At 53.8% G+C, this 18,615-nt stretch carries 22 protein-coding genes; 1 reads left to right on the top strand and 21 read right to left on the bottom strand.

Features of this window, described 5'->3' with window-relative positions:
- Nucleotides 1-11 precede the first annotated feature (11 nt).
- The 4 genes from A7K61_RS10190 to A7K61_RS10175 all read right to left on the bottom strand — a co-directional run bounded on the left by A7K61_RS10190 (nucleotide 12) and on the right by A7K61_RS10175 (nucleotide 1,382).
- The gene (locus tag A7K61_RS10190; protein WP_019819650.1) at nucleotides 12-350 is read right to left on the bottom strand and encodes a TIGR03745 family integrating conjugative element membrane protein; all 339 of its coding nucleotides are present in this window, start codon (nucleotides 348-350) and stop codon (nucleotides 12-14) included.
- An 18-nt stretch (nucleotides 351-368) separates the two neighbouring features.
- Nucleotides 369-608: a TIGR03758 family integrating conjugative element protein gene (locus tag A7K61_RS10185; RefSeq protein WP_019819651.1), complete on the bottom strand. Its 240-nt coding sequence runs from the start codon at nucleotides 606-608 to the stop codon at nucleotides 369-371.
- A complete protein-coding gene (locus tag A7K61_RS10180; protein WP_232005465.1) occupies nucleotides 605-913 on the bottom strand; it encodes an RAQPRD family integrative conjugative element protein in 309 nt (102 codons plus the stop codon). Before A7K61_RS10180 ends, A7K61_RS10185 begins: the two co-directional genes overlap by 4 nt.
- Before the next feature lie 157 nt (nucleotides 914-1,070).
- Entirely contained in the window at nucleotides 1,071-1,382 is a 312-nt protein-coding gene (locus A7K61_RS10175; RefSeq protein WP_019819655.1) for a hypothetical protein, read from the bottom strand.
- Nucleotides 1,383-1,547: 165 nt separating this feature from the next.
- On the opposite strand from A7K61_RS10175, the gene A7K61_RS10170 reads away from it, so the two are divergent.
- Complete coding sequence (locus tag A7K61_RS10170; RefSeq protein WP_019819657.1) at nucleotides 1,548-2,033, top strand: hypothetical protein; 486 nt, start codon at nucleotides 1,548-1,550, stop codon at nucleotides 2,031-2,033.
- A gap of 58 nt (nucleotides 2,034-2,091) precedes the next feature.
- Here the strand turns inward: A7K61_RS10170 and A7K61_RS10165 are convergent, their stop codons facing one another.
- The 17 genes from A7K61_RS10165 to A7K61_RS10090 all read right to left on the bottom strand — a co-directional run bounded on the left by A7K61_RS10165 (nucleotide 2,092) and on the right by A7K61_RS10090 (nucleotide 18,518).
- Entirely contained in the window at nucleotides 2,092-3,558 is a 1,467-nt protein-coding gene (locus A7K61_RS10165; RefSeq protein WP_019819659.1) for a UvrD-helicase domain-containing protein, read from the bottom strand.
- Between the two features lie 9 nt (nucleotides 3,559-3,567).
- Nucleotides 3,568-4,323, bottom strand: coding sequence for a TIGR03747 family integrating conjugative element membrane protein (locus tag A7K61_RS10160; protein WP_019819662.1), 756 nt, complete (start codon nucleotides 4,321-4,323; stop codon nucleotides 3,568-3,570).
- A 17-nt stretch (nucleotides 4,324-4,340) separates the two neighbouring features.
- Complete coding sequence (gene traD / locus A7K61_RS10155) at nucleotides 4,341-6,569, bottom strand: type IV conjugative transfer system coupling protein TraD (protein ID WP_032873829.1); 2,229 nt, start codon at nucleotides 6,567-6,569, stop codon at nucleotides 4,341-4,343.
- A gap of 18 nt (nucleotides 6,570-6,587) precedes the next feature.
- The gene (locus tag A7K61_RS10150; protein WP_019819666.1) at nucleotides 6,588-6,824 is read right to left on the bottom strand and encodes a hypothetical protein; all 237 of its coding nucleotides are present in this window, start codon (nucleotides 6,822-6,824) and stop codon (nucleotides 6,588-6,590) included.
- Between the two features lie 9 nt (nucleotides 6,825-6,833).
- On the bottom strand, nucleotides 6,834-7,337 hold the full coding sequence (locus A7K61_RS31155) for an integrating conjugative element protein (protein ID WP_032873832.1): 504 nt from the start codon (nucleotides 7,335-7,337) through the stop codon (nucleotides 6,834-6,836).
- The gene (locus tag A7K61_RS10145) at nucleotides 7,334-7,891 is read right to left on the bottom strand and encodes a hypothetical protein (RefSeq protein WP_019819670.1); all 558 of its coding nucleotides are present in this window, start codon (nucleotides 7,889-7,891) and stop codon (nucleotides 7,334-7,336) included. The genes A7K61_RS31155 and A7K61_RS10145 overlap by 4 nt, the downstream gene beginning before the upstream one ends.
- A complete protein-coding gene (locus A7K61_RS10140; RefSeq protein WP_019819672.1) occupies nucleotides 7,876-8,655 on the bottom strand; it encodes a TIGR03759 family integrating conjugative element protein in 780 nt (259 codons plus the stop codon). Before A7K61_RS10140 ends, A7K61_RS10145 begins: the two co-directional genes overlap by 16 nt.
- A 10-nt stretch (nucleotides 8,656-8,665) precedes the next feature.
- Nucleotides 8,666-9,376 (bottom strand): hypothetical protein, encoded by a 711-nt coding sequence (locus tag A7K61_RS10135; RefSeq protein ID WP_019819674.1) that lies wholly within the window; start codon nucleotides 9,374-9,376, stop codon nucleotides 8,666-8,668.
- A 150-nt stretch (nucleotides 9,377-9,526) separates the two neighbouring features.
- Nucleotides 9,527-11,434: an acyltransferase family protein gene (locus A7K61_RS10130; protein ID WP_020302980.1), complete on the bottom strand. Its 1,908-nt coding sequence runs from the start codon at nucleotides 11,432-11,434 to the stop codon at nucleotides 9,527-9,529.
- Between the two features lie 193 nt (nucleotides 11,435-11,627).
- Nucleotides 11,628-13,868, bottom strand: a complete 2,241-nt coding sequence (locus A7K61_RS10125) for a DEAD/DEAH box helicase (RefSeq protein ID WP_020302981.1) — start codon at nucleotides 13,866-13,868, stop codon at nucleotides 11,628-11,630.
- 101 nt (nucleotides 13,869-13,969) lie between these two features.
- Nucleotides 13,970-15,427, bottom strand: coding sequence for a DUF6094 domain-containing protein (locus A7K61_RS10120; protein WP_020302982.1), 1,458 nt, complete (start codon nucleotides 15,425-15,427; stop codon nucleotides 13,970-13,972).
- 22 nt (nucleotides 15,428-15,449) lie between these two features.
- The gene (locus tag A7K61_RS10115) at nucleotides 15,450-16,055 is read right to left on the bottom strand and encodes a hypothetical protein (protein ID WP_020302983.1); all 606 of its coding nucleotides are present in this window, start codon (nucleotides 16,053-16,055) and stop codon (nucleotides 15,450-15,452) included.
- Between the two features lie 77 nt (nucleotides 16,056-16,132).
- Nucleotides 16,133-16,396 carry a hypothetical protein gene (locus tag A7K61_RS10110; protein ID WP_020302984.1) on the bottom strand — a complete coding sequence of 88 codons (264 nt, stop codon included), beginning with the start codon at nucleotides 16,394-16,396 and terminating at the stop codon, nucleotides 16,133-16,135.
- Nucleotides 16,393-17,046, bottom strand: a complete 654-nt coding sequence (locus A7K61_RS10105) for a DUF3275 family protein (RefSeq protein WP_020302985.1) — start codon at nucleotides 17,044-17,046, stop codon at nucleotides 16,393-16,395. The genes A7K61_RS10110 and A7K61_RS10105 overlap by 4 nt, the downstream gene beginning before the upstream one ends.
- A gap of 104 nt (nucleotides 17,047-17,150) precedes the next feature.
- Nucleotides 17,151-17,486, bottom strand: a complete 336-nt coding sequence (locus A7K61_RS10100; RefSeq protein WP_020302986.1) for a hypothetical protein — start codon at nucleotides 17,484-17,486, stop codon at nucleotides 17,151-17,153.
- A 110-nt stretch (nucleotides 17,487-17,596) separates the two neighbouring features.
- Entirely contained in the window at nucleotides 17,597-17,914 is a 318-nt protein-coding gene (locus tag A7K61_RS10095) for a hypothetical protein (RefSeq protein ID WP_020302987.1), read from the bottom strand.
- A 97-nt stretch (nucleotides 17,915-18,011) separates the two neighbouring features.
- Nucleotides 18,012-18,518: an STY4534 family ICE replication protein gene (locus tag A7K61_RS10090; RefSeq protein ID WP_020302988.1), complete on the bottom strand. Its 507-nt coding sequence runs from the start codon at nucleotides 18,516-18,518 to the stop codon at nucleotides 18,012-18,014.
- Nucleotides 18,519-18,615 lie beyond the last annotated feature (97 nt).

The following is an 18,615-nucleotide window of genomic DNA, read 5'->3' as shown; positions in this document are numbered from 1 at the left end:
GTCAAGGCTCTTTAAAGAATGTTAGTTGCCTTGGTGATCAGGAAGATGGCGACACCCAAGATGGCCACACCGACAGCGGCCGTCGCTCCAAGATCAGCCCATTTCTTCTTGCCGTGTTGGATCTCGTGGTAAACGCCGAAGGCGTGCCACGCTACCCCGGTGAAAATGACGGCGCAGACGATCAGACCCATCAGCGACATGCCGTCAAAGGCGTAGTTCTGCATGGTTTGCATCAGGTTAGAGCCCTCACCTCGAGTCGGAGGTTGGGACTGGGGGAGGGCAGCCATGGACAGTTGTGGAAGAGCAAGCATGCCGATCAGCATGTAGCGTGTTTGTGAAAGCAAATTCATGGTGAGTCTCCAATACGATCAACTGAGTACAAAGGTGGTGAGGATCATGCAAAGCAGCAGGATGCGAACCAAAGAGGTCGAAGCAATCGTTCGGTCAAGGTTGCCGGTGGCCCATCCTCGGTAGCAGCTCCAGACGGCCCAGGCCCCCCACACGAACGTGATAGCCACGGCCACGCCGACGAAAAATAGGTAGCTCGACGAAGCCGGGAAACCACTCGCCGCTTGAAAGGCGGACGCCTGAGCGCCGTTCATGCTCATGGCTTGCGACCTTCGGTGGTGTATTGGCCCGAAAGCTCGGCTGGATCCCGAGGTTGGGCTCGGCTTGGCGTCAGGTAGCCCTCCAAGCCATGGCGGATTCGGGCGATGTCACCCGCCAAGCGCTGGTAATCGAAGAAGTACCGTTTGCCCGGCTCGTCTGCTACTTGAGCGCTACGACGTGCTGTGTCCTCCAAGGCATTCAACTGGCGGATCATGACGTCCAGGTTGGCCTGTTCGGAGGCAGAAGCAGCTACCGCTTGGGAGGTAGACAGAATGATCCCGAAAAGCGAGATCAGTCCTGTCAATAAGAATCGGCATGTAAGGGCGGGTAGGCGCAGTGTCTGGATCACGGCTAGGCTCAAGTCATTCCTGTTGCCGTCAGCTTGCCGTGATCACACTATAGTCGCCGCAAGAAAACCATATTCCGGGCCGTTAGGATTTCTTCGTACGGTAACTGCACCCTCAGTCTCGTTGGATCGAGCGTTTGAAGAAAAGAAGATAGCCGGTGGGCAAGGCAATGCCGTATGCCCAGCCCTGGGCATTTTGATTGCCAATCTGGACTTCGCCCCTGACTACGGGTTGAACGCTGATCAGTTCCCAACCCTCTTGGCCTAGCTGAGCAAGGCGCTGCTGGTGTTCCGGATCCTGCAGGAAACCTTGAATGTCAGGTTCGGTAGATGGCTCTTCGGACTTGAACATGAAGAGCTTTTTGGTTCGGACGAGATAGTTCAGCGGGGCGAATTCGGTATGGTATTCAAATGCCTGGCGACTCATGGCGACATCCTTCATGTGTGGAGCTGCCAGGTTTTCAGTATTGAGGATGTGCAATCAACCGGAAATACTCTGCGACTGAATCGGTGATTTTCGTTGCTTGGCGAAGCTGACGTTTAAGCCTGGTCGGTGTAGCATCTTAGTGAATCTCATTACTACGAGCGTCTTATGACGGCCTATCAAAAAGATTTTCGACGTTTTCAGTTTCCTGGATATGATCACATAGGTACTTGTTTTTTAAGGGTGCGAGTGAATTCAGATGGAACGTCTATATTTCTATGTTCCCAGCTCAAAAATTACACCGGCACATCCGTGACTAATGTTGTTGAAGAAATTTTCGTAAAAGCCGTGAGTGAGTTGCAGAAATCTGGCCTATTCAAAATAAAGCGTCCACATTGGTACAGTCTCAAGCGCGAGTTGAGCTTTTCAGAAATTTTAGCCCGCAGCTCATGGGTGGAGCATTACCCCAAGGGCGTGGGCATTTCATCCGACAAAGATACATATGCGTTGGTAAGTTTTGATCGCGATCTTAAACCCGCTTGGGACTACGTCTCATTAGAGCGTGCGATAAAAATATGCGGCGTTGAAAAAGATTTCTTCCACATCTCGCAAGAAGATCTCGATTATGAGCAGAAATTGGAGTCTCCCTACTAGCCGTCTATGAGCCGCTAACAGAGGTATCAAAGACGCTCTGCTGGGTGCGAATTCCCTTTTAGCGTACTTGCCCTGCTAGAGATGTTCTTGCATCCACATAGCGCTGCATGATGGATAACACCATCGAGTTTAACGCCAGTATCTTCATTGCCCGCGTCACGGCCACATATAGCAGATTCAGTTCGTCGTCTTTGCGACCCTGATCGATATCGGGCGACAGCGGGTCAGCGCTGAAGTCGTCATACAGGCTCACAAAATCCCATTCTAACCCCTTGGCTTTATGCCCTGTGGTCAGTGTAATCGTGGCATCCAGCTCGTTGTCTACTGACCGAGCCCGCAGTGTCCGGATGCGCTGAGGCAGATCGGGATAGGCAGCTATGATCTTGATCGATCGCAGCATCTCCGAGTCTTGGCTCACCTCGGCAATTTCAACGTATTGCGAGAAGTCCCGGTAATCACGCAGTAACTTACGGTTTTGCACGGATTGGTTTTGGTTGCGGCTGAACAGATACAAGTCTTCCAGGTCGCGCAATGAATAACTGTCGATGCCACCTACCCAATAGATCTTAGGCTTGCTCGCTACCAAGCTAAGCGCGTTCTCTATGACGCCGGTAACCGTGCGATGGATGTATGTGCGATGCGGGAGGTCTTCAGGAAGCGCACGTTTAACCTGGGTTTTGGGGCCTAACCCTTGCAGCTTTCGAGTTTCACCCTTGTAAAAAAGGATGATGTTGGCCACATGCGCGACTGCTGGACCGAAGCGAAAGCTCTGGGTCAGGTAGTGGCGCTCTGCATCGGCCATCCAATCGCTGTTGAGAGCGTCTTCGGCACCACGGAAACGGTAAATCTGCTGGTGAGGGTCGCCGACGGTGACTTTGCAGATGCGCTGTATCCTTACCAAGTCGGCAATGACCGGGTTCACGTCTTGACCTTCATCGAGCAGAATCGCCTTAAATCGCTGACTCAGGTCAGGTTTACTCAACTGATACAGCTTTAAATATCCATCGTGGGTGATCAACATTCCCGTGTCCTGCAGGTCGATCATCCGGTTCCAGATAGTTCTGGCGACACCCAGTGCACTGTCCAGAAATCGTTCCTGCGCGCTGGTGAGCATTCGTTGACCCTGAAACCTGGGAAAGTGTCCGCGGCCGAGCTCGTTATCGGCGCTGGCCATGAAGTTGTTCAGCGTACTCAGTACATCTCGTACCAGCTCCCAGTCCTGGGTATTGATGGCTCTGGCGATATCGGTGAGGCGTAAGTTATTGGTCTGTTTGGCGGCGTATTGGCTGCCATAGACCGCATAAGCCAAGCCATGCGCCGTCTTGCAGACCACATTGCGAGGAAAGCGTCCCTTGGCTGCGAGCTCGACGGGTTTGTTGTAGCAGAGATAAAGCATTTTCACCGAGGCGTGGTGGGTGGCATAACCAACCAGTGTTGTGGTTTTGCCTGTGCCGGCGAAGGCTTGGACGAGTAGCTTCTCTGCTGTTGAATCGACGATGGGCTGCTGTTCTTGTGTCCACTGCATGGGCAGCTCCTAGAGGTATTTTTTGAAACTGGAGACAGTGATGTAAACCGATACGCCCAATAACAACGCGCACGGCAGCAAAATAAGCAGGGGGCTGACGCTGATCGGGATAGCCAGGTAAATTGTCCATGGCACGATGGCCAGCGGAATAATGGTTCCGCGTGCTTTGTGATACAGGTAGCTCGACTCACGGCCGGAGCCGAACTTGCGTAGATCACGTCGCACCAGGCCATCCACCAGGCCCGTAAACGCCGCCAGTGCAAACAGTGGGATTGTCAGTGTCAGGATGACCATTCGTACGCAAAAGGTGAGCACGGTATAAAGCATGGCCAAGCCGTAATCCTGGAACTTGATCATGACCCGACCGAGTTCGTAGCGCAGGTCGAACATGCCGGCGTGCTGCGGCGACGTGGAGCGAGCGTATTGGGTCAATGAGTTAATGCTGTCTTGCAGGCCGCTTTTTACCATCAGCCAATCATAGGTCGTTTTTGCCAGCCAGGTTGCGGTGCGCCCCGGTTCTTTGATGACAACGCTATGTAACAAGTCCTGGGACAGCCAGCCCAGCTCATGTTCAAACATCTGCTGGGCGTGCCTCCATCCAGCTTCCGGCCAGAACACGTACATGCACAGCCACTCAACGAGGATGGCGCCCAGCAGTGAGCCGAACATCACCCCCAGAAAGTGGAAGGGCGCTGAGATCACCATGCCCAGAAAGGATTTTTGCCCTTCCTGCTGTTGCTGGGCTTTTTCCGCGATATCGGCCATCGCTTTGCTCCTTTACGCTAAGCGACTTTGTCGTCGTTGGCCATAAGGCGGAAATCGTCGACCAGGTCTTCGGGTAGCGATTCGCTTAGTGACTGATATCCCGGCGCTTGCCACCATTCGCTGTTGGTTCCTGATCCTTTACGCATTCCTTCAACCAGGGCCTGCAGATCCTTGGGCATCACCTCGTCGGGATCACTTGCCGGCAACGGCATACGGATTTTCCAGAGGTTGCCGCCTTCGATCAGGGCAAAGCATTGCCCCTTGGGCAGAGCAACCACATGCGCCGGCTCGATCATTGGCACGCTGACGCTTTGGATCTGGTCGTGGGTGTTGGAGGTAAAGGCCGTCTTGCCGTTGATTGCGTCATTGGCGCTGCTGGCCGGTGTGCTGGTAAACACCTGAACCTTGGGTAATTGATTGGTCAGCAGCTCGGCAGTGGCGGTCTCGCGCACACGCAACATAAACAGGTTGTTGAAGTTACCGATGACCTGGCCAGCTTTTGCCCTGTTACCGATCTTCGCTTCAATGTCGCTCATGGTCTGGGTATAGGCGGTGACTTGCATGCCGGCGCCGCCGCCTTTGTTGATCATCGGGATAAATTCTTCGCCCATCAGCTCGTTGAACTCATCAGCATGCACGTTGATCGCCACCTTGGCGCCGGAGGCACCGGGCAAGCCGTCGTCGATACCGAACTTGTAGATGTGACCTGCGACTGACACCAGGTCGCTGAACATGGAGTTCCCAACGGCGGCAGCCACTTCGGTATCCGACAGTGCATCCAGTCCCACATAGACCACCGCTCGTTTACGGATGACCTGCATCCAGTCGAAGATGGGTCGCGGATCTTCAAGATCCATGTAGTCAGGCGAAAGCAGCTCAGCAATGCGCCCTGTGGTCAGCTTCTCCAACAGCGGCAGCAGGCTGGCAACGATCTTGTCGAAATAGGTTTTGTCATAACGAACTGCTGATCGCAGCCCCTCCATCACAGGGTCGGATATGCGTTGCTGAGTCAGGTACATGTCCAAGGCCACCACGCGCAGCGGGCGGTCCTTCATGGCGAAACTGAGGTTCTTGCGATCGATCTTGCCCTCAAGCTCAACAATGGTTTGCCAGGCTCTAGGGTCGTGTTCTGCGAAGTGCTTCTGCGCGTACTCAATGAACAGCGCATCGATGTTGGTGACGTGCTTGAGGATCTGCTCGTAATCTGGCCGACGGCCGAGGGCCACCAAGGCACGTGCGATAATATTGACGAACCGCCAGGCAAACTCGCGAAATGCAGCTGAGTTGCCTTCCCCCGACAATTGACCGGCAATCCGGGTGGCCACCTCTGAAATACGGCCAAAGCGGCCCACGGCGTTGTAACGTGCGGAGTAGTCAGGCCATCCCAGGTGGAATACATAAAATTCGTCCAGTCGGCCGGCACGCATGCATTCGATGTACATGCGTTTGAGAAGGTCGGCATCGCCTTTAGGATCGAAGACAATCACCACCTCTCGATCAAGGTTCATCTCTTCGTTTTGTGCCGCTGTGCGCTGGCTTCGATGGACTGGCTGAACGCGTCGACCCATCTGAACGCGGCGCCGAGACCGGCTACGGGTGCGTCTGATGTCCTGGGTGATAAACAGTTCCGCCAGGCGGGTCTTACCCACCCGCGTCGTACCCAGCACCAGGGAGTGACCAACCCGTTCACCCAGCGGTAAGCTAACGTCAATTTCATGGGGTTCTATACCGTGTAAACGCGGTAATCCACCCACTGGCGGCAGTGGCCGCACCGGGTTAATCGCTACGTTCCACGAGGTGGCTTTGGTCAGGAGTCTGAGTGGAAAAGGGGCGAACTCCAGCCGCTCCTCGATGCGCCGTGCCAAGGAATAGATCGAGGTTGGCTCGACATACTCGGCGTATTTGGGCAGATAGGTGTCCATCAATCGCTGGGTGTGTTTCTGAGTCCAGCGGAAGCCCTTACCGATGAACAGACGTTCATTACTGACCGGCATGTCCTTGCTGGTCATGGTGTAGTGGGGGAGACGCCGAATATTGCGTCGATACCGCAATACGACCAACGCCTGTCTCAGGCGCACATATCCAAGAATCAAAAAGCCAAAGGCGGAAACCGTTCCAAATAAGGGAGTCAGTGCAAAAGCCCAGGGCGCAAAAATACAGATCAGTGCTGCAGCGGCGCAGACACAGACCGTGTAAAGCTCGACGGCAGGACGGAGCAATGCCTCAATGGTGAAAGAACCGGCCATGGTTGGAGCCTTCTATCGTTAAGTGGTTTTCAATGGGAACTGTTCGTCCAGCTCCTGGCTTACTTGTGATATCTCGTGTGAAGCCAATCGATCAGCTAATTTCAAGCGCATTGCGATGGCATCACCTTGTTCTGTGGAGGTCACACGACCGCCATACAGCCAGACCAGATACCTCACTTGCTCCAAGATGAGCTGGCATGTTCGCGGGTCTTCCGGTTGTCTGATCACCACGGTGAGTGACTGAGGTGGTGGCATCCTTGCCTCCTATTGCTGAATGGCTGTTGCAGTGATGAGTAGCGGGTAGTGCTTGATTCCAAGACGTTGCGCCAGATCATTCGAGGGGGCTGGGACCATCTGAAGACCATCCGCCCAACGCTGCACCTCGGCAAAGCGTTCGGCGCTGACAACGTTGACCACCAGTCCGACAGCGTTTAGGTGCTTAAGCTGTTCGGTTCGTTGTGATAGCCAAACCCTTGAGCTTTCATCGTCACCCACTAGAAACAAGGGTTGCAGGCCTGGCGCATTGATTACTCGACCCTGAACCTGACCAGGTGACAGTTGGTCTGAGCGCACTGGAAACGACCCTTGACCGCGCACTCCGATATTTTCTAACGGTGCAGACTGGCCTGTAGGTTCTGGGACCAGGTCTTGGTAATAGGGCAGGGCGGAAACGCCACCACGGTCTTCAACCACAATCAATGAGCTGGCATTCGCCACAATGGGCGAGATCGAACACAGCAATAGCATTAAGCTCAAAGATCTTTTCATGGGTTGTTCGCCATTAGGTTGATGCCGGTTACGCGGCTAAGGTGTTTGGCAAAGGCACGTCGGTAGCGTGCGGCAGGTTCACCTCCAGCCGGTCGGTGGTACCGGCCGGCGGCAGTGATCCAGTCACCGCCCTTGGCTTTTTGTTCTGCCAGGATCTGGGCGGTAACCGAGAGGTTCTTATAGGGATCCAAACCTTCGCAGGGAGAGCTGTAACGGTGGCCATTGGCACCTATGTTGGTTTGACCTAGACCAACGTCGACCCGACTGGGACCAGCGGTTTGAAGCGCAATCATCAAAGCCCTGCACGCATCGCTTCGGGTCGCAAACCGGTAGCCGGCGCCGGCGACATTCAATGTCCATGGCCAGGGCACTATTTGGCCGCGTAGTCGCGTCCCGCTCTCCTGCAGTGCGACGGAATAGAGCACCTCGGACGGAACGCCGGCAGGCAGGGCAATCAATTGATAGGCCGGTGGAGGAACCTCCGCACTGTTGGCCAACGCCGCGGCCAACATAAAACAGGCAGCCAATACGGCGCGTACTACTGTCGCTGCCATTGCCCATTCACCTCGCGCACCACAGCAGGTAGCTCGCCGCCGAGCCCAAGGCCAAGCCAGCGGCCGGCATCGTGATTCAGTGTTATCTGGCGGCTGCGTACGCTGGTTGGCTCGATGCCAGCCAGGATTGCCCAGCGGCGGATGGTCTCGTCGTCCCCTTGGCTGCCCACGAAGTAGAGATCGAAGGGTTGTTTCTGAGCCTGGAGGTCTTTCACCCGGGCAATACAGCTGGTGCAACTGTCTTGAACAAAAACGGCTAATCGACCTGAGCCTTTGAGAGCATTTGCCGCGCCGGAGGTTTTTGGAGACAGCGGCTCTGATGAAATTTGAATGACTTTTTCGTTGGGGTATAGGCGAGCGAAGGCTTGGTCATACGCCTTTTGATAAGCCAGTTCCTTGTCGATGCGTTGCCGTTCAGCTTGCACCTGCAGTTCAGCGTAACGCCGGCGTTCTTCCGCTGATTTAGCTTCGATACCCAGTGCAGTCAGAGGATCCAGTCCTGGTGAATAGATGCCCCGGGGACCTTCCATGACGGTGCGATAGCGACTCCACTCTTGGGGTGTTAATCCCCACTCGCGGGCCAGTTCTGTCTGGCTGGCCCCTTGGGAAGAGTTCTCGGTTTCGCTGTTCTGCGTGCTGGTGATGGACGTTGAAGGCCCAGGAGCAGCTGAGCAACCATAAGCCATCACAATGGCTGCCAGACCAATAATCAACGAGGCGTTTGTAGCGTTCATTTTCTTTGAGAGAGTGAGAAGGCCAAACATAAAGGAGGTCCTATTGCGCGACGGTTATGGTTTGCGGCGTTCCGGCCACCTCGAATCTTGCGGATTTGCCGTCCAGAGCGTTTAGGCGCCAGGCCGTACCCGCCACGGCATCACCCGGTCGGATGAGATAGATCTGGTTTAACTGCGTGCTGCCAGGCGGTGCTACGGACAAAAAACGCTCACCGCCCCGGTACTCAATACCGACGATGGTGAAAGGCGGCGCTTGCGGTGTGATAAGGCTGGTACTGGGCTTCTGGGCGGGACGAGGCTTGCGTACAACAGCTTTGGGCTTAGACGGTGGGGCTGAAGGTTGCTTGATCTGGGCTTGGCTTAATTCGTGAACACGGCTATCGAGCGTTTCGACATTTGCCTTGAGCACCACCAACTCACCAGAAGACGCGACATTACGAGAGAGATCCTGCACTGATTCGGTTGCTTGCTTCGCAAAGGCCTGCGCGGCATCGATCCGATTTGACAGCGCTTGTTGTCCGGAGCGGAAGTCATCGTTGCTGACCCACTGCTTGCCATCCACAGTGTCCAACCGTTCATCGACTTTGCTCAGGCGCGTCAGCATTGCGTCCAGGGATTCTTTATCAGCAGTCGTAGACATGCTGATCCTGAGTAGGGACAGCTGATGATGTTCATAGGCCAACATGCCTGTCAGGGCGACGAGGCAGAGGCTGAGTATCACAGTGGTTCGGGTAGGGCGTGGTAGGTTCATGGGCGTCCTCGCGCAGAAGCGAAGACACCCTCTCAAACCGGCTATTGGTGTGCAGCAGGAAATAGGTTTTCCAGACTGCTTTGTTTTTAGGGCATGCCGTTGTGAACGGTTTGCCTACGGACAGCTAGGTTGCACCGCAGTGACGGACACCTACTTTGCGATATTTCTGAACAAACCCTTTAACTGTAGATTGCCCGAGTCAACCAAGTGGTTGTCATCATAGTACAAAGCCACTCCATTTTTAGATCCCATGCATTGCCCATTTGGGCAAAGGTAAGAAGTCGGATCAATAACTGTGGCGTTACACTGTTTCGCAGCAGCGTCTATTGCATTGTTGGCGTCGTAATTCCGCTTCTGATAGCTCAGAAGAGAAATCGAGATGTCTGATTCATGTTGAAAAATACGCTTATGCAAATTTAATCCTTTATAAACGCTAAAAGGCATTTCAGGGATAGGTCTAACGATGTATACAGGATGATTTTTAGCGATAGAGCAAACAGTTTTTGCATATTCTGAAGTGTAGGCATTGATAAATTTCTGACCTTGAAGATGCTCTTGTCCTGCTATATAGGTGCGATAGTTATTTCCACGGCTTGTGTCCAAATACATCGCTGCCCGGCTAAATAGGATAACGGGAATACCCTGGTAGGATTTAGCCAGTGTATCCAACTTTTCACGCATAAAACCATGGCATTTATCAGTTAGCTCTTTGTCATGCATCTCAAAGTTTTGCAGTATCGGGCAGCCACCACGAGCCCAAGACAAAGCCGCTTGTTTATTCTCCATTTGCACTGCTGCTGCAGTTGATTCTGCGTGACTGTCACCGAACAATATTACAGATATTTCTCCAGAGCCAAGCTTGCAATCAGCAGCACCATAAGGGTTGGGGTAGCATTTTCGATCATAAAGCTTGCTTGTGTATTCAGGTCGACCTAAGTCGACGTAAGCAAACCTTACTTCAGGATGATCTTTGACTACTGAGGAGGTAATGGCAGATATACCAACCGTGACCACAACTAGACTTATGTATTGTATTGCTGCTTTGCGTGAAGCTGTATTTTTGTTTGTTTTCGATTCAACGAAGTAAAAGGATAGGGTTCCCATTATAAAGGAGAGAATTATCGCGCCTACCACATGGGGTAAGCTATTCAATAAGCCACAGGTGTATACGAATACAACTAGTGGCCAATGCCATAGGTACACGGAGTATGAAACTGTGCCCGTAAATTGTAGTGCTCGATTATTGCCAAAAATCGATTGCGAATTAGCTGAAATTACAAGGGCTGCTCCGAGAACAGGAACCAAGGCTAGATAACCCGGCCAAGGATCTTGCTCAGTGAAGCAAAAAATACTCATGAGAATAGCTGCTAGGCCAAGGCCCTCACACGCATATCCCAGTCGTCTATTGAAGTGAAACGGGTACAAAAATACCAATCCGCCGACGATTAGCTCCCAAGCACGAGTAGGTAGCATATAGAACGCGAAGACCGGGTCAGTATTCGAAATATAGATCGAAGTTGCCAGAGAAGCTATAGCGAGAAAAATCAAAGATATTTTGGTTTTTTGAGTGCCAAATAACTTGTGAAGGCCCATTAAAATGAGTGGGTAAACGAGGTAGAATTGCCATTCGACAGATAGCGACCAGGTATGCAGTAGCCAATTTTCGTGCAGTGGTGCATCAAAGTAGTTGCCAGTTTTGGCAAACATAAAGTTTGAGCTAAAGAAAAGACTGCTTTTAATTGACCGAATTGTTTCGCGGTAGTCATCTAAAGGAAGGTATATGAACCCAAATATCAGCAGTGCTGCGCATAGTGCCACGAGTGCCGGAATAATGCGGCGAGCTCTCGATACATAAAAATTTATAATGGAAAAGTTCTGTGCCTGCAAACCTTTGAAGATAATTCCGGTCATCAAAAAACCGGAAATCACAAAGAAAACGTCGACTCCTACGAATCCCCCAGCAAATCCACTGATCTGGAAGTGAAAAAGCACTACGGATAGAACCGCCAGTGCTCGTAGTGCATTTATACTTTTCCGGAATTGCATCTTCGCGTCCATGGTCACCTACATTGTGGGGTGGCATTGTAGTGGCCATGGAGTCGCATTTGAACAAGAAATTGGTGTTCGAGGTCAGTAGCTTTTATCGGAGATGTCTCTGGATTAGAGGAGGATCGTCCGCATAGGCATTTTGCACATGACAAGCTGAGATTAGCTTCTGAACAAAAATGGCCACCCGAAGGTGGCCATGCAGTCATGCAGCAATCAATTGTCTTGCGAGTGCCATTTCAACCGAGTCCCCATCCTGGTTTAACGAATCAAGGCCCGAATCAGGAACATCTCCCGACGTGCTTTGCGCCACGGCGATCTTTTTGGCCATCAGCTGCAGACAGGTGATCTGAGAGCTGTTGGCATAGCCAAAGAAAATCACCCGCACGGCTTGCTTCTGCCCAATCCGCCAAGACCGTCGAGCTGCCTGTTGAAGGGTGTACACGTTGTACCCCGTCTGCAGGAACGCGATGGTCGGAAAGTCGAGCAGATCCAGACCGGTCTTAACCAGCTCCGGGTTAGTGATCAGCACATCGATCCCACGATCTACCTGGTCGAGAATCCAATCCTCGCGCCTGGCGGTATCGACTGACGCCCTTAACACCGCCACCTTCAACCCGGCCTGTTCCAGCAACCGTTTGAGACGTGAAGTGGTGTCACGAGTGCCGCTGTACACGGTGTAGACCAAGACTTTGCGGTCTTTGGCTTTTTCCGTGAGGCAGAGGTCGAGTAGTGCCTGTTCCTTGGGCATACGTTGCCCATCTGCAAAGATCGACGGCACAAAAGCCAGCGTGTCCTTGCTGCGTGGATGTTTGACAATCTCCGGCCGGAAGCAACAGTCTGGCCAGGCCAGCAGTACGTTAAGTACGACCCCCAGAAGGGTCGTATCTCGGCGTGCCAGTGCCTGGCGAAGCTCCTGGGTCAGTTTTCCTGCCAACTGCTGATAGGCCGAAGCCTGTTCAGCAGACATGGCTATGTCAATAAACTCCTCTTGGTACGCCGGCAACACGTTCCCACCGATATCTTTGAGTTTCAGGAACACGGTGAACGGCAGCACGAAGCGGTGAATGCCTTTTGGGCCAAAGCCTGGGGCCTTCACCGTACGCACTGAGAGTTTTTTACCCTTGGCGGTTTTATGTGACTCGTTATCTCGCTCGGTGTAGATATCCTTCAATACGCCGTGATCCCGCATGAACGACATGGCCGCAGGGGCCATGCTGCCGCGTGCGTTTGGTCGATAACCGTCCTCGATCATGCGGCGGGTAAGGATCCGAAATAACAGATAAAACAAGTCGTCGGCATAGCCGCCCATAAGCGTACCGGTCAGCAAAACACACTTGCGTGCTTTAGCTGCCAGTACGCCCATGGCCTGGCCCTGAGCAGAACCACTATTTTTGTACTCATGGCCTTCGTCCACCACTAGTAGGTCGAAATACCCATCAGGCAACTGGCGCTTGATGAACTCCGTGGGTTGGTAACCGCCTTCACCAAAGCCAAACTCGATGTTGGCCATGGCACGTTCCATGCGTTTGGCCTGACGGTCGCTGAAGATGAAATTGCCTTGAGCGTCCATCAGGTTGATGAACTCGCTGACGTTATCGATCAGCATCGAGGCGAGAAAGTCTTCCCCGAAGTCGTTCAGCAGTCTGTCAGCGCGCACCGGGCCAATGGTCGGAATCCGGCACATTGATTTCAAGATGGTTGCTCGGCGTGTTCCGCTTTCAGCTTTGCCTGGGCGCATCAGCGTCCAGAGTGGGCCTTGGCAATGAGGGCAGCTACGACGGCGTTCCTCTTGGTGAAACTCTTCGACGGTTAGCCGGTTGCCTTCCTGATCCTCCAGCAGCCGTCCGCAGTCGGGACAACCTGCAAGGTGATGGTTACCACCCGCACGGCGCGGCCAACACACCGAGCGCCAGTGAAACCCCATCCGCATGCGCACGCGCCCGAGGATGAAGAACTCCTGCCGCCCGTCGTAAGGCTCTTTCAGTTGGTCGCGCAGCTTGAGCAGCTTGACCAGGCTGTCAGGTCCATTGAGTACCCAGACGCGTGCGTCTGGGATGGTTTCGAGAATCTCTCGCCGCCACTTGTAGACCAGGTGTGGAGGCGAAACGATCAAGGTGCGGCGATAGCCGGCTTTGTGCATGACGGCGGCTACAGCGATGGCCATCATGGTTTTGCCAGTGCCCATCTCTGCGTTGATCACTGCAGCCTGCTCGTTACGATCCAACAATAACGCTGCAACGGCTTGTACCACTTCGGCCTGAGCTGAAAAGGGCTGACGTTTGAGTTCATCCATCACCCGTTGCCGGGCTGGGTTGATGTGACCGGCGTAGACCGGTGGGTTTGATCGGTTGAGTGAGTCCAGCAGCTCATCACCGAACTCGTCGATGAATTCGGTCAAACCGATGGAAAGTGGTGAAAGTGGGGTATGTGATAGGTCGTTCATGGTTGTTTCTCCTGGAAGGATAAACAGGGCATGCACGACACCCCTAGGGGTATGGTGAATACCCTGAGGTTTGGATAAGGGAATGCCTTATTGGTAGCGGGTCAGTAGTCCGATGGCAGCAACAAGGTTGTTACGCTTCGGTCGGCTTCAGTGATGATCCAGAGCCGGGTTTCATCCTCGGCGTCGATGTCGTAGCTAGAGAACAGACGCTCTCCAGTAGCCAGGGCTCGTTGGTTACTGCTCCAGTCTTCCTGGGGCAGCTCTCCCCAGTCACCGGAGAAATGCCGTCGCAAGTAGGTGCTTGGGTCGAGATGGCCGTGCTCCACCAGGTGGTGTACCGATTGGGTCAGTACCAACTGTCCAGCTTCAAACGTCACGCGTGAGGTGGTGTCCGAGACCGCCGGTGCAATCGGCTCGTCAGTTTCAGGTTGTCGATCCGCCGAAGAGGTGATGGTGATAACGCGTCCTTGGTTGGCAGATCCCGGCGTCATGTCCCATGCCCGAATGATAGGCACGAAACGATCGGTCAGGATCCTTACCTCAGAAACGTTACCGTCCTGGTCTTCGGTAAACTCGGTCTTGCGAACCTTGTCTTTGTAAGTATCGCCTTTGAGCACCAGCACTCGCCCGGACTTCGAGGTAACGACGCCCGATATTGCGCCGGCAGCCAGGGCTAATGCCAAGTGCCACCGGGACAGCTCACGTACTGGTGGTCGTGGTTGAACACCCGTTTGACCAAAGTGCAGGGTGAAGTCTGGCCACATGCCGCGAAGCTGTTTGACTTCAGCGCTTAGCTGCTCCGGTTCGAGGCTGATGCGATAGAAGTGCTCCAGTTCGCTGGTCGACGACAGGACCCTATAGGGCTCCCAAGACCAACTCTCAGGTAACACTTCTGCATTCAACGTCCCGGCGCCAATCGCCTGAAGGCGTGCGCGTACGTATTTGACTTCTTGCGGTCGAGCCAGGTCTTGGCGGCGGATTCGTATACCGAATATCACCACCTGTTTGAAGGTTGGATCAGCGGCATTGTAAATCCGCAGTTCAGTGAAGTGATTGCATAGCCAACTGCAGAGTTCGTCGTCCAGCACATAGTGTGGAACGATGAACACCAACACCCCGCCGTACTGCAGCAGTGGAAGCGCCCGTTGATAGAACATTTTCTCCAGACGCCGGCGACCGCTACCTTGGTACTGTGAGGCACCTGCATGGTCAGCGACCAGGTCACCGTAGGGCGGGTTAAGCCAGAGCAAGCCAAAGGCCTGGCGGCTGATCATGGTGTCCATCAGATCGCTATGCAGCACACGATCCAGGAGCGTCCTGCAATGCGCAGCACGCTCCTGGTCGTATTCAACTGCGAATGTGTCTGTGCGGTCTCGCCCAAGAAAATGTGCTGCTTCGGCCAGGGCAACCCCTTCGCCGGCACATGGATCGCAGATCCGCATTTTGCCGGTGGGAGAGGGGGCCAATGCCTGCAGGGTCCGTTCCAGAGTCGTTTCGTCGGTAGGGTAGTAGCCATTGCGAGCGAAGTTGCGCGCCAAGCGTGGGAACATCAAGGCCATGATGAAGCTCCTGAATGAAGGCTCAAAACTGAGCGTGGGTTGAGAGAAGCCCCTGGCGGATCAGATCACCCAGGGCGGGTTCGAGTACGTCGAGCTGCAGCGACAAACGCCAGGCCGAGATAGCACCTAACGATCCCGGTAGGGACTGCAACATGTCGTGTTGGGTGAGCACTTCCATAACTTCGTTATGCCAATGCGGTAGCAGCGGTAATGGGCATGTATCCATGACCAGGGGCCAAAGCTTTTGAAGAGGCGATTGCCCGTCCTGTAGAAGGGCATAGGAGAAGTGGTTAGCCCGGTCGGGCTGCGCGCAGCGCCGGTCGAACAGCCAGAGGTGTACTAGGCTGCCGAATAACGTCCCGCGAAATTGCCGGGTGGTTCGTTTTTCCAGCAGGTCGACGTTGGGGAAGACAGGAAGGCTCCGGCCGTCGGAGACGATATGAAACTGGTCAAGACCGTTTTCAGCGGAGCCGAGGGTCAGTCTGGCCAAGAACTCCTGCAGTGCCGTGTCACGGCCCCAGGCCGAGAGAAACACTAAGTTGCGCTGCGCGTCGCAGGCACAGGCATCGACGTACAGATCAGGACATTCGTCAACCTGATACAGCCGTGTGAGAGAAGATGTGGACATCGAGCATCCTCCGGATCGGAGGGCGGCCCCGCCCAGAAGGGGCAGGACACTGCCCCTCGGGGTTAATGGTTGGTGGGTTATCGATCGCGCTTGAATGAGCGGGTGTGTGGATCGAAGCTTGTGGTCGTGTCGCCCTGGAACAACGGCGATTGACCTATCATGTAGAGGTTGACCCGGTACAGAGGGCGCAGTTGTAAGGCAGCGTTCGCTTGCGTTTCTGTCAGTCCGATTTCGATGAAGTGCTCGCGCATCTCGTCATCATCGGACACGTCGTTGTTGGTCAGTTGGTCTTCGACGGTCAGCAGAATGTGCTCACCGATGTCTGAAAAAGTCGGATTCATGGAGTGCTTCCTTGGTGGTGGAGCTCCCGCAATGTGGGAGATTGGCAGTTCCAGGTTTGTTGCTTGAAGTCCAGCACATAGCCAAGCTCGCCGAGGCGAGTGCATTGCTGACGTAGGCGCTGACGGTCAACGGTGGTGTCAAGTTTTACCGCATCCCCCAGTGGCCAGATCGTGCCAAACAGTACCGCGTCTAGCGCTGTGGCATTTTCCGAGCTGGGTAGTGGCATCCCAAAGGGGGCATCCTCTGGTGATGACGGTTTGTCGACGTTGCTTACAGTCGTTGTGATGGGGAGCGTTTTGCGCTGTCGCGCTGGCTTTGTTTGAGTTGAAGACGATTCTTCATCTATGGGATCTGGCTCGCTTGGTGAAAGCTTGGCAGCGTCTTCCGCCGTCAAGTTGTCTACGTCATCGAGGCTCATGCTTTCGAGCTTGGCCCGGATCTCAACCACTAACCGGCCGGCGGTTGAGTAATACGAGGGGCGTATTTCAGTGATGAGGAAATCGCCTCTGTATTTGCCTTCATCATATTGGTCGAGAAGCGCGTCTTTGATAACGAACTCGCCGATTGAAGTGGATAGCCGCCCGACGTTGAAGTCGCCATTGCGGCCGCTGATAGTGCGGATGGCCAACTGGCCTGGGATGTTGATCATGGGCAGCTCCACACTGCATGGGTGTAAGGCTACGAGCATTACTCGCACAATGAAAAAAGCCCGACAGTGTCGGGCTTGGGGTGGTGCAGTGAGTTCAGAAAGGTTTATGGGCAGGAGGTATGGGTTTCTTCCTTGAGTGAGATGTACAGATAGAATGAACCTGGTGGCGATTCTATGCGGTCAAGTTTTAGGTCCAACCAGACACGATCCGAGTTGTCGCCGGCAGGCAGCAATCGATAGAGCCCGAAATGGATTTGTGTACAGTCAGGCTGCATATGCAGTTCTCGGTAGGCCTCCAGGACGACATCGCCCAGTCGGTTACTGATGACTGATACATCCTGTGGGTTTTCGATATGCACCGCTTCTTGCCAGGCCCGAGGCGTTAGAACGACCGGGAGTTTGAGCAAGTCAGACGATACGAGGTTATTGGTGGTAAGCATGTAAATCTCCAGGTGCGAAAACCACCTGGCCCGTTCGGGAGATGGTTTCCCGATGGGTCTTTATGCTGATTTGGAATCAGCTTGAGAGTCAGCCAGTGTTTCCTGGCGGGTTAGTAGTATTCGGGGTGCATAAGCTCATCTTCCAACTCCCAACGAGCCCTCCGATATTCCTTGAGAAGTCCGAACTCAGACAACATTGGGCTGTTTACGGGATTGAATTCATCTCGATGGTCCATCTTTGCCAATGTGATCACCCCATCCAGTACTTCTAACCAAAGATCAGTAGTAAGGGTGTAGCGCGGGTCTTCATCGGGATCGAGTGTCGGGTTGCTCGGCAGTAGCTTATCCAACTTGCTGTAAACACTAGCTTGAGCAGCTAAAAGACCGATTTCGGTCAGCAGCGGCAGTCGTTGAGGATTCATCATCATGGTTTATCTCCAGCGTTCGGAAATCACCAATCCCGAAGGGAGGCGTTCCCTTCGATATGAATATTGAAAGGCGCCCAGGGGGGCGCCATGATTTCAATCATGCTGATTGACGTTGTTCAGGATCTGGCTGTCCTTGGCCGTTGTCATCCGAGTCATCTACAGCAGCACGATCCTGGGCAGGAAGGGGCTCAGCAGAATCTTTCGGTTTGACTTGGTAGACAGTATCGCCATCGACCTTGATCCAGCCGATAAAAAGAAGACGTCCTTTGAGGCTTGCCCCAGGTTGACCCTTCTTATCGCCCTTTTCATAGATAAAGCAGTCGGTCCAGATGTCACCGATACGGAAGCTCACAAGGACCTTCTTTCCTGCATCAACTGCAGCTTGGCTACGACGAATCAGCTTTTCAGCTTCGGCGCCGACGACATTGCAGTCGATGTAGGAGTACTCGGTGTCGTCAGACGAACCGCGTAATGCAGCAACAGTGACAGCCATGAATGGCTTGCCCTTGCCGCGTGGTTTCACTTCACGGATACGGTTAAGGTAACCAATACCGGTGGTGTGCAGGTCGAAGAACTTGGCTTCGTTGGTTTGAGTAGTGCTCATGGTGATTCTCCAATTTCGAAATAGCAGAAAGCGGAGAAACACTTCGCCCTTGGGGGAAAGTATTCCCCGCGAGGGTGGGTAGAGCAAAAGGGTTTGC

The sequence above is a fragment of the Pseudomonas sp. AP42 genome, assembly GCF_001728935.1.
Taxonomy (GTDB): Bacteria; Pseudomonadota; Gammaproteobacteria; order Pseudomonadales; family Pseudomonadaceae; genus Aquipseudomonas; species Aquipseudomonas lactis.
Note: the sequence above shows the minus strand (reverse complement) of the source record. Positions and strands in the feature narration are given on the sequence as shown.